Origin of the sequence: Terasakiella sp. (genome assembly GCF_048267425.1) — a bacterium.
Taxonomy (GTDB): domain Bacteria; phylum Pseudomonadota; class Alphaproteobacteria; order Rhodospirillales; family Terasakiellaceae; genus Terasakiella.
Genome location: NZ_JBLWXN010000018.1, coordinates 20,597 through 32,261, shown reverse-complemented (window position 1 = coordinate 32,261; position 11,665 = coordinate 20,597). Strand labels below are relative to the sequence as shown.

Sequence of the window (11,665 nt, the reverse complement as noted above, 5' to 3'; positions counted from 1 at the left end):
ACAACTTTGTTCAAAACTTAGAGGAACAGCTTGGCCGCCCTTTATTGCCTAAAAAGCCCGGACCAAAACCGAGAGATTGGTAACTGTCCCTCGAACTAACCCTCGAACTAACGAACTAAAAGCCCCCGAAAGCCCCCGAACTAAAACTAAACCCGAACTAAAGAACTAAAGGTCATTAACTTGCGACAAGGTTTCCGTTTTCAGAATCCACCCAAATAATGTTAGGACAGTAGCTGCCGTAAAAAAAGTCTATTAACTTTAGGTCGTTTTCGTCTGTTACATCTTTAGGCCAATGGTCTCGAATATATAATATCATTTCTTCATGAGGAATACTCCAAATCGTATAACCTTTTATTTTTTTAGTTGGTACACTAAAGCTACCGTATTGAGGCTCTCCCCTGACAGAAAAAAGGAACGATTTCTCCTTTTCTGGACAATTCCAGATAACATATTCCGTAGGAGGAAGTAGGTGAATTTTTTTTTCTGCCAACCACTTTTGGAGTAAGTGAAAAAAAGCTTCTTTTTGCCCTTCAAAATCTAAATGAGCATTCCAAGGACCAGTTTCATCGGATGCAGTTATATTGAAAAATAGTGCATTGATCCATTGTCCAAAAGAAACATCGAAAACCTTATTCTCATTTTGTACGATCATTTGACTATCTAAACTTCAACTCTTTTTTCGGATTAGTTCGGGGCATTAGTTCGGCATTAGTTCGCATAGTTCGGGGGACAGTTACCGAATGGTTGATTGTTCTTGAGGTCATCAGGAACTGCCCTTTATGGATAAAAAAACGGCGGACCTTTCCGAGTGTGTCCGCCGCTTTTTTTTGCCTATAGCATGCAACTGCTGTCAGAATTATGTGATCTGGAAACGACGCAAGCAATCAGCAATATCGTCGCCAAAATGTTTTCCTTTGCGCACCAGCCCGACAGAATGGGGCAGGGCTTTCAGGCTGGGATGTCCCCAGTCATTACTGGTTAGCAAGGCAAAAGGAATGTCCTTGGAAGCCGGCATGGCAGAAAATGCGTTGGCAAGATCGATGCCGGACAGTTCATCAATTTGACCGGAGGCCAAAACCATATCCGGGCGGGTGCGAATGGCAATTTCAAACCCCTTAAACGATGATTTGGCAAATGAAACGCGATAGCCGCATTCTGCCATTTCACGTTCAACAATATGGCCTGTGGCCTTGTCGGGAACGATGACGAGAACTTCGATATTTTTCTTTTCCAGATCACCAAATTCGTGGACAAATTTACTGGTGGACGGGAGTTCGCGTACCAGTTCGGCCCCCGCATTTGGTTTGCCGACTTCGAGGGTGCCGTCCAGTGCCCCTTCAATTTTATCCAGAAACATGCGGACATTATCGCCATGCGGGTCCGCCATTGTGTCGATCCGTTCCAGATAATCTTCCAGACGATGTGACAGCATACTGACGATACCGAAATCGGCCGCATGGGCCTGAGCACCTAATAGCTGGACGTTGCGGCGTAGTCTTGCCATGTCGTCGCTGTTGAAGTTCGAACGCAGGTTTTCGCGTTGAACTTCAAGCAGATTCATAATGTCGCGTGCTTCTTCTAAAAACTCGTTTTCGACCTGAATTTCCAGATCGCTTTTTTTACCAACCATGTGATGTAATCCCCCATACTCAACTGATCAGAACATTATATGAAAGTCTAAAAAGTTCAAAGTGTTTTAACGGCTTCCAAGACCTCTGCAATATGGTCTTTGACTTTTACTTTGGGCCATATCTTTTTGATGATCCCGTTTTCATCAATCAGGAATGTTGTGCGCACAATCCCCATAAATGTCTTGCCGTACATCTTTTTTTCCTGCCAAACACCGTATGTTTCGCAAAGGTCGCTTTCTGCATCGGACACAAGCGGGAAGTTCAATTCCTGTTTGGTTTTAAAGTTGTCATGGCGTTTGACGGTATCTTTGGATGCCCCGATGATAACGCAGTTCTCAGCTTCAAAAGCCGCGCGTTCATCACGAAAACCTTTGGCCTGTGTCGTGCAGCCCGGCGTGCTGTCTTTTGGGTAGAAATAGAGGACAACTTTTTTACCGCGCAGGCTTGAGAGGCTGAGCTCGCCGTTGCCATCGGTCGGAAGTGTGAAATCGGGGGCTGGGCTGCCTACTTCAAGTGTCATGGTCCGTGATCCTTATTGTTTATCGTCTTGTAAAGTGATAGTCGATGCCGGGGTATCGATCAATTGTTTATAATGTTTCAAAACAAGATCTGCTGAATTTTTCATCCGTTCACAAAGCATATCGAACGAGGGTTCCCCGCAGGCTTGAACAAGGTCGTCTTTTAAGGCATGAGGCAGATCACCGCCGTCTTTCTTTTTCAATTCAGCCGCAACGGTGAGGCGCAGGTAGCCCTGAATGATGTTCCATAATTCGACAGCGGATATCAAATCATTGGCCATTGCTTCATCGATAATCTCCAAATCGCGGGCCTTATGTAAAACATCAATCGTGTTGTTTTGCAGAATGTCAGGATAATCGCAGGCATGACGTAGTTGCAGATATTGCGCCATAAAATCAATGTCGACGATACCACCGCGATATTGTTTGATGTCCCAGACGATATCCGTGTGATGTTCTTTATCCATCCTTTTGCGCATATCTGCGACATCAAAGAGAAGCTTATCATTGTCACGTTGTCGACATAGAACGTCCTGAATGTGTTGTTCAACTTTGGCGCTGAGGGTTGGCGCGCCGCTGATTACACGTGCGCGGGTCAGGGCCATGTGTTCCCACGTCCAGGCAGCTTCATTGTGATAACGGATAAAGGAGTCCAGACTGGAAGCAATTGGGCCGGAATTGCCCGATGGTCTTAGACGCATATCGACTTCATAAAGCATACCGTCCCCGGTGGGGGCGGTCAGGGCATTGATAAAGCGTTGTGATAGGCGTGCGTAATATTGTGCGGTACTCAGGCTGCGCTCGCCGTTTGATCCGATACAATCTTCTGGTGCTTCATATATAAAAACAAGATCAAGGTCACTGGTTGCGGTCATGTCTCGACTGCCTGCCTTGCCCAGACCGATAATGCAAATTTCGCCTTGCTCGATAATGCCGTGTTTTTGGGCCAACTCATCGATCACGCAGGGCAGAATTTCCTGAATAATTGCTTCTGCAATATGGGTTTGCGCCAGTCCTGACTCTTTAATCGTAATAATTTGACGCAAGGTCTGCACACCGACCTGAAACTTGCGGTCATTGGCCCATCGACGTGACAGGTCCAGAACATCCTGAAAATCACGGGCCTGTTCCAGAACTTTGTGCAAATCCTCGCGTAATTCAGTGACATCGGGAAGGGGGGTAAAGAAATCGGGGGTAAGAACATATTCCAGTAATGTGGAGTTACGCGCGAGGTGTTCAGCCAGACGCGGGGCTTCGCCCATAACCTCGGCCACCAAATCTAAAAGATGTGGGTTGACCTGAAACATGGAAAACAGTTGTACGCCTGCGGGAAGCTTGCTCAGGAAATCGTCAAAATGGCGAAAGGCCGTGTCCGGTTCTGCCGTTTGTGCAAGGGCATGGAGGAGAGCAGGCATCAAATCGGTCAGAATTTCACGCGATCGTCGGCTTCGGGTTGCGCGATAGCGGGCATGATGCCAACCGCGTACAGTTGTGTCGACAAAACCGGGGTTTTCAAAACCGATGGAGCGTAGATATTGCAAGGTACCCGGATCGGCATCTCCGCCGGTAAAGACAAGATTGCCTGTCTCTTCCGCGTGGGTGTTTATTTCGCTGCTTTCTTCAAACAGTTCGGCATAATAGGTTTCAACCCGTTCCAAATGTGCGATGAATTCTTTGGCAAAACTGTCCTTGTTTCCATAACCAAGGAAGGTTGCCAAATGTTCTACGGCCTCGTCATCTTCGGGAATGGAATGGGTTTGCTCGTCATTGGTCATCTGAATGCGATGTTCGACCTTGCGCAGGTATTGGTAGCTTTCAATCAGGTTATCGCACACGTCTTGCTCAACCTGTTCGGCATCAACCAGTGCCTGTAAGGCTTTACATGTTGGGGCAACCCGAAGGTCAGGATTACGTCCCCCCCAGATAAGTTGTTGGGTCTGGGCGTAAAATTCAATTTCACGAATGCCGCCATGTCCCAATTTGACATTATGTCCGTTCAGGGCAATGTTATGTCCGCCTTTATGCGCATTAATCTGGCGTTTAATGGCATGAATGTCCTGAATGGCCGCAAAATCCATATATTTGCGCCACATATAGGGACGTAGAATTTCAAGGAAGGCGTAACCGGCCTCAATATCGCCAGCAACCGGGCGGGCCTTGATCATGGCGGCGCGTTCCCAGTTTTGCCCAATACTTTCATAATAAGTTTCAGCCGCCAAAACAGATATGGCCAACGGGGTGGAACCGGGATCGGGGCGCAAACGAAGATCTGTGCGAAAAACATAACCATGTGCGGTGCGGTCATCCATCATTTGCACCAGTTGTTTGGTCAGACGCACCATATTTTTTTGTAAATCCCACGGATCGTCTGTTTGAATAACGTCGGTGTCGAAAAGAACAATAATATCCACGTCACTGGAATAGTTCAGTTCGCGCCCCCCAAGCTTTCCCATGCCGAGTACGATCAAGCCTGACCCTTTTTGTGGATGGTTTTCCGGGTCGGGTAATTTAAAATACCCGCGTTGATGGCCTTCGCGCAAAAGTGTCCCACAGGCATAATCCAAGGACGTTTCGGCCAATGTTGTCAGGTTGTCGGTAACTTGAAAAACATCCCATATCTGACAAATATCAGCCAAAGCGATTGTCAGGGCCGCTTTTCGTTTGGTGATTCGCAACTCTTTGGCCATTGCTTCGCGTTCGGGTTGAGTTTCCCAGAAGGCTGTAAGGTCTGACATAAGCTGTTTAAAGGTCTTGTCCGGCCCTTCTTGCATCAAGGTGGAAAAGAATAAAATATCTTTTAAAACACAATGGGTTAGGAATGGGCTGTTGCCGAAAATAGCATAAAATATTTTGCGTGCCTGTTCATCTTTTATAAGATGGGTTGCAAACGCCTTGCGTTCAGTGTCATCAATGCGCTCGCAGGCTTCTTGCCAGTGAAGAAAACCAACATCTGTTTTTTCTGTATCAGAAGCCTGTGGGAGAGGGCTGTTAACCGTTTGGTACCAAAGTGATGTCATAATAATTTCCCCCAGCTGTAAGCATCTTGTTTTTGCAACAGTGCGCCAACTGGATTTGTTTATCAAGTATGAAAAAGGATTGGATTAAGCTCGGTGGTCTGGAAGACATTAAAACATACACTCCAGATAGTTAGCGCGGTTCTTGCCGGGATTGCGTTGCTCGCGCTTGTGATTGCGTGGAAGTTGTCGCAAGGTCCTATTTCTTTGCCACAACTGACCCCTTACATTCTTGATGCTGTTTCGCACAACACCCGTGGCATGACGGTTAAAATTAAAGATACGGTCCTGAGCTGGGAAGGGTGGGAACGCACACTTGATATTAAAATTGTTGGTGCGAGTATTTTTACAAGGGATGGTCGCCGTCTGGCTTCTGTTCCTGAAGCATCCTTATCTTTAAGCGCGCAAGCGTTATTGAAAGGCGTCGTTGCCCCCAGCAGTATTGAATTGATTGAACCACAAATTAATTTGATGCGCCATGGCGATGGGACGTTTGCTTTTGAATTGGGCAACGGCATGACAGTGCGTGCAGACCGTGCTTTCCGACTGGATGATTTTATCGGAAAAACACCAGATCCCAATCGTCCGTTCAGCTTTTTGAAAAAGCTGGTCGTGAGTAAAGCAACGCTTGATTACAATGATCGCAAAAACCAAACCAGCTTGATTGCGCCCAATACGTCTTTTGAATTGGAACGTATCGGCGAAACGATGGTGATGGATATTGGGCTGGAAGTTTTGCTTGGGGGAAAGCCTGCAAAAGTCGATTTGAATGCCTCTTATAACCTGACGACCGAAATTTTAGATACTCAAGCAAATATTGGCACCCTCAATGTGGGGGATTTATCTCTGTTATTGCCGGAATTGGATGCCCTTAAACCACTTCAATTTGATCTGGAAGGAAAAGTGAATGCTGCTTTTGACACAGATTGGAAAGTGCGTTCCTTTTTTGCGGATTTGAAATCGACGAAGGGGAAAATCATCCTGCCTGAACCGGCGAAACAAGCTCTGACAATTGATACAATGGCGTTGCGTGCCGCCTATGAAGATCTGGATGGCAAACTTCGTATTCAAGAAGCCATGTTGGCGCTGCCGGTGGGCACATTGGTGAAATTACCCCAACCGATTGAAGACTATATCCCGATGGAAGTTATACGTCTGAGCGGGGAATATGATGCGCGTTTAGACCAGTTTCAATTGGACGAATTGAATTTTGATTTAGGGGAAGGTCCAACCGGAACCCTAAAAGGTACATTTGCGGGCGTTTTAAATGGTCCAGACCGTTCGACCGATCTTGTCGGGGAGTTGCTCAACGTCAATCCATCCAATTTATATCGGTATTGGCCTCGTGGATTGAATGACAATGCGCGTGATTGGGTTGTCAGTAATATTTCTGACGGCATAGTGCATCGTGCAGGAATTAATCTTTCACTAAGTGCCAATGATAAAGGTGAGATCACTTTGCATCATGTGTTCGGCGATATGGAGATGGATGGCGTGAGCGTTGATTATTTATCGCCTATGCCCAAAGTCAGAAACGCTAACGGTTGGGCAAAATACGATCATCAATCTTTTAAAATTACGGTTACAAGTGGTGAAGTCGACACCATCAAATTGAAAAAGGCGCAAATAGATATTGTCGGTTTGGACGAATATGATCAACGACTTAATCTGTCTTTGACGGCGGCAGGGCCATTGCGCGACACATTGACCTTTATTGATAATAAACCGTTGGGGTTTGCCAAGGCTTTAGGGATAGCCCCTAAAAAAACGTCAGGTGATGCGGTAACGGATATGACGATGTCTTTCCTGTTGTTGAATGATCTGGATTGGGATGGTGTCGATGTGCAGGCCAAGGCCAAAGGGTCGAACATTGCAATTAACGATGTCATGTTTGATGAAGATATCAGCAAAGGCGAGATTGATCTGGTCGTTGACAAAAAAGGAATGGATGTTGAAGGCAAAATTATCCTTGGCTCAATCCCTGCAGATTTGAAATGGCGTGAAAATTTCACGCAAAATACTTTGTTTAAACGTCGTTTCTTATTGGACGGTGTGGTGAGCGAAGATCAACGGATCAAGGAATTGCGCTTAGATTTTCCGCCCTTTAACAACAAGATTATCGATGGGCCTGTTCATGTGGATGCGACCATTACCGAAGATTGGGGCGGGATCGGTATTTTGGAAGCCTTTGCTGATTTAAAAGGGGCCGAAATCGATATTCCTGTTATTCATTGGCGAAAAGAAACTGATGGGGAAGGGGAAGCCTATGCCAAGGTTAATTTTAATGCCGAGCGTTTAATTGGTGTGCCTTATTTCTCGGTGTCCAGTGGGGATTTAAAAGCGTCCGGATCAATTGCGCTGGATGCGCAAGGCAAACAAATTCAGACGATGCAGGTTTCCCGCTTTCAGGCGGGCAAAACAAATATTACGAATGGCACAATCCTTTATTCGCCACGTGTGGGATGGGAGCTGGATATCACGGGCGAAAGTCTGGATCTGACCCATGTGCTGAAAAACAGCCGTCAAAATAGTGAAAGCGCACAGTTGGACGAGGAAAAAGACACGGATTTGCCCGGAACTTTTTCCGGTCGATTTGATCGTGTTTGGCTAGATGACGAATATACATTGGATACGGTGGCGGGTGCGCTGTCTTCGGATGGTAAAATCTGGACGCAAGCCCATCTCAGCGGCGTGGTTGGTGGCGGAAAGCCCTTTATGATCGATTTGTCACCGGATGGACAGAACCGCAGACTGAAAATGGAAACGGGTGATGCGGGTGCTTTGCTGCGGGCCTTGGACATGTTTGACGATATGAAAGGCGGGGATTTGACCATCGAAGGGGTGATTAATGATGATGCCCCGCGCCGTCCCCTTGTAGGAAGTATTCGCATTAATGATTATCGCATTACCAAGGTTCCGGCATTGGCAAAACTTTTAAGCCTCGCGGCCTTAACCGGTGTACTGGATAGCTTGCAGGGCGATGGTATTGGGTTTTCCTCGTTGGTGTCACCGTTTAAGTATGATGGTGGTGTGATTGAATTCAAAGATGGCCGTACAAATGGTATTTCACTTGGCCTGACATGGGCGGGCAAGATTTACACTTTTGCCAAGGTGGCTGATATTTCAGGAACGGTTGTGCCTGCTTATGGATTAAATTCGTTGCTGGGCAATGTGCCGATCTTGGGTAATCTGTTTTCTGCTGGGGAAAAAGGTGGCGGTTTGTTTGCCTGGACTTATACCATTAAAGGCAATTTGGATGATGCCGATGTCAGTGTGAACCCTGTCAGTGCACTTGCCCCCGGTGTGCTGCGCAAAATCTTCCAAATCGGGGATGGGGACAATACTCCCCCGGTTGCTGTTCCTGCAAAGTAAAGAAAAAGGCTTCCTCATTTTGAAGGAAGCCTTTTAAATGTTTAGACGGTTATCTGGTTTAAACCGGTTTGATCAAAGCATGGCGTTTTTTACCAAAGGACAGCTTGATTAATCCATCATCATTTGCGTCTGCCAATGTAATCATGTGGTTTTCGTCACTAATGGCATTGTCATTGAGGCGTGCACCACCGCCTTTAATCGCGCGACGGGCTTCGCCGCCGGATTTTGCCAATTCAACACGACGCATGGCATCAAAGGCTGGAATACCGTCTTTGAGATCACTTTGTGAAATTTCGAATGTCGGCAGGTCTTTGCCCAGTTGACCTTCTTCAAAGGTTTTCTTGGCTGTTTCCGCTGCATTCAGGGCTGCTTCTTCGCCACGGCAAAGTTTGGTAACTTCATGGGCGAGGATTTTCTTGGCTTCGTTTAATTCCTGACCTCGCAGGGCTTCCAGCTTGGCAATTTCATCAAGGGGAAGTTCGGTGAACAATTTCAGGAAACGACCGACATCGGCATCCGAAGTGTTGCGCCAGTACTGCCAGAAATCATAAGCCGACAGCATATCGTCGTTTAACCAGATGGCTCCGTTTGCCGTTTTTCCCATTTTCTGACCACTGGATGTTGTCAGTAGGGGAACGGTCAGCCCGAAAACTTCGTTGCCGGATACGCGACGGGTCAATTCAACCCCGTTGATGATGTTGCCCCATTGGTCTGATCCCCCCATTTGCAGGGATAGGCCGTGGCGTTTGTTCAGTTCATAGAAATCATAGGCCTGAAGGATCATGTAGTTAAATTCAAGGAAAGTCAGCGGTTGTTCCCGATCAAGGCGTAGGCGAACGCTGTCAAAACTCATCATGCGATTGATGGTGAAATGACGACCGAAATCGCGCAAGAATTCAAGATAGGATAAACCGGACAGCCAATCATCGTTGTTGACCATGATGGCATCGGTGCCAGCGTCGCCAAAATTCAAGTATTTGTCGAAAACGGTTTTAATACCGGCCATGTTATTACTGATAAATTCATCGGTCATAACAGGGCGGGTGGCATCTTTACCGGATGGGTCACCTACTTTTGTGGTGCCGCCGCCCATAAGAACAACAGGTTTATGCCCCGTTTTTTGCAGCCAACGCAGCAACATAATCGGCAAAAGGCTGCCAATATGCAGGCTGGTTGCCGTACAATCGAACCCGATATACGCTGTAATAACCTCTTTTGCGGCTTTTTCGTCCAAGGCTTCAATGTCTGTGCACTGGTTGATAAAACCGCGCTCTGACAAAATGCGAATGAAATCGGATTTGTAATTGGTCATGGATTGGGTTTTCCTGAAAAACGCTTTACTTTACTATGAGGCGGGCCTACTTAGCATAAAACGACAAGGGTGCTCTATATAAAAATGACGGATATTATTCTTCAGGCTTTCGTTACGATGTTCGTAATTATCGACCCGATTGGCCTAACGCCGATGTTTATCGGGTTAAGTGCGGGGGCGACAGCAGCTTATCGTCGTAAAATGGCGTTACGCGCCGTTCTCTTTGCTGCCTGTATCCTTGCTTTCTTCGCTTTGATTGGACATGAGTTTCTCGGTCTGCTGGGGATTGAAATGTCATCGTTTCGCATTGCCGGCGGGGCCATGTTGTTTTTGACCGGGCTGGAAATGGTTTTTGGCAAGCGAACGATCCGACGTAGTGAAAATGCCGAAGAAATCGTTGCAGAACACGAAATGGAAGATATTTCCGTCTTTCCATTGGCCATCCCCTTTTTGGCAGGGCCGGGGTCAATTACCTCCATTATGTTGTTGATGGAAGGTCAGGATGGGAATTTTGAAGGCCAATTCGTAATTTTGGCTGTTACGGGGGCGGTGTTGCTGGTCAGCCTCGTTTTGTTTATGCTGTCGAACAAGTTGGAAAAGATATTGGGACAAACGGTTTCAAGTATTTTTTCACGTATTTTGGGTGTGCTACTGGCGGCGCTGGCTTCGCAATATATTATTGACGGATTACGTAACGCCTTATTCAGTAATACATAAAGGGTGACCAATCGTGAAACTGGTTTTGGGGTTAATGAGCGGCACGTCACTGGATGGTATCGATGTTGCGTTGATTAAGACCGATGGAGACAAGGTCGGGGAACTCTTGGGGTTTCAAACCTACCCCTATGATGAAGACTTTCGTGAAAATGTTCAGGCCAGTTTCGGGCGTAAAGACAATTTCGGTGATTTAGAAGAACAAGTGACGCAACGCCATATTCAGGCGGTTGAACGCTTTTTGCAGGGTGAAGGGTTTGCACGTTCCGACATTGACCTAATCGGTTTTCATGGACAAACGGTCTTCCATGATCCAGCCGCCGGATTAACCGTACAATTGGGAAATGGCGCGGATATGGCACGCGCTGTCGGAATTGATGTGGTGAATGATTTGCGCAGCGCCGATGTGCGCGCAGGTGGGCAGGGGGCACCATTGGTTCCTGTGTTTCATCGTGCCTTGGTGCAACAACACGATCTGAAGGGACCGATTGCCATTTTAAATTTGGGCGGGGTTGGTAACGTTACATGGATTGGTTGTGATGGCGAACTTCTGGCATTTGATACAGGACCGGGAAATGCGTTGATTGATGATTGGGTCAAGCGTCATACCGGGCAGCCGTATGATGAAGACGGTATAATCGCGGCGCGTGGTGATATTCATGATGACTGCGTAAACACTTTTATTCGCCATCCTTATTTTCAAAGACCTGCCCCTAAAAGCTTAGATCGGGATGAATTTAAATCTTTTGCCTTCGATCTGGTGGATGATTTAAGTGTCGAAGACGGGGCTGCAACATTGGCGGCCTTTAGCGTGGCGTCAGTTATCAAGGCACAAGATGAATTTCCCGATTGGCCGAATTGCTGGATTGTTTGCGGTGGGGGACGTTTGAATAAATCGTTGATGAGCGCGTTCCGTGCCTATTTATACGCAGATGTACGAACCGCAGAACAAGTCGGATGGAATGGTGATGCGATTGAGGCACAGGCCTTTGCTTATTTGGCAGCGCGCAGTGCAGAAGGTTTGGCGATTACTTTTCCCGGCACAACCGGTGTTGCCAAACCCATAAGCGGCGGGGCGCTGCATAAAGCACGTTAAAAAAAGGC

At 47.0% G+C, this 11,665-nt stretch carries 8 protein-coding genes; 3 read left to right on the top strand and 5 right to left on the bottom strand.

Going from position 1 to position 11,665, the window contains the following annotated elements; all coding sequences use genetic code 11:
- Positions 1–175: 175 nt before the first annotated feature.
- From ACN0VA_RS17235 to ACN0VA_RS17220, 4 genes are all read right to left on the bottom strand, one after another.
- Positions 176–652: a hypothetical protein gene (locus tag ACN0VA_RS17235; RefSeq protein ID WP_417822366.1), complete on the bottom strand. Its 477-nt coding sequence runs from the start codon at positions 650–652 to the stop codon at positions 176–178.
- A 204-nt stretch (positions 653–856) separates the two neighbouring features.
- Positions 857–1,630: a DNA-binding response regulator gene (locus ACN0VA_RS17230; RefSeq protein ID WP_417822365.1), complete on the bottom strand. Its 774-nt coding sequence runs from the start codon at positions 1,628–1,630 to the stop codon at positions 857–859.
- 56 nt (positions 1,631–1,686) lie between these two features.
- The gene (gene bcp, locus ACN0VA_RS17225; protein ID WP_417822364.1) at positions 1,687–2,151 is read right to left on the bottom strand and encodes a thioredoxin-dependent thiol peroxidase; all 465 of its coding nucleotides are present in this window, start codon (positions 2,149–2,151) and stop codon (positions 1,687–1,689) included.
- Between the two features lie 12 nt (positions 2,152–2,163).
- On the bottom strand, positions 2,164–5,166 hold the full coding sequence (locus ACN0VA_RS17220) for a bifunctional [glutamine synthetase] adenylyltransferase/[glutamine synthetase]-adenylyl-L-tyrosine phosphorylase (protein ID WP_417822363.1): 3,003 nt from the start codon (positions 5,164–5,166) through the stop codon (positions 2,164–2,166).
- 93 nt (positions 5,167–5,259) lie between these two features.
- Between ACN0VA_RS17220 and ACN0VA_RS17215 the strand changes: the two genes are divergently transcribed.
- A complete protein-coding gene (locus tag ACN0VA_RS17215) occupies positions 5,260–8,535 on the top strand; it encodes a DUF3971 domain-containing protein (protein WP_417822362.1) in 3,276 nt (1,091 codons plus the stop codon).
- 58 nt (positions 8,536–8,593) lie between these two features.
- Here ACN0VA_RS17215 and tyrS read toward each other — a convergent pair whose 3' ends face one another.
- A complete protein-coding gene (gene tyrS, locus ACN0VA_RS17210; protein ID WP_417822361.1) occupies positions 8,594–9,847 on the bottom strand; it encodes a tyrosine--tRNA ligase in 1,254 nt (417 codons plus the stop codon).
- An 84-nt stretch (positions 9,848–9,931) separates the two neighbouring features.
- Between tyrS and ACN0VA_RS17205 the strand changes: the two genes are divergently transcribed.
- Positions 9,932–10,564 (top strand): MarC family protein, encoded by a 633-nt coding sequence (locus ACN0VA_RS17205; RefSeq protein ID WP_417822360.1) that lies wholly within the window; start codon positions 9,932–9,934, stop codon positions 10,562–10,564.
- Between the two features lie 13 nt (positions 10,565–10,577).
- Positions 10,578–11,657, top strand: a complete 1,080-nt coding sequence (locus tag ACN0VA_RS17200; RefSeq protein WP_417822359.1) for an anhydro-N-acetylmuramic acid kinase — start codon at positions 10,578–10,580, stop codon at positions 11,655–11,657.
- The last annotated feature ends 8 nt before the right edge of the window (positions 11,658–11,665 follow it).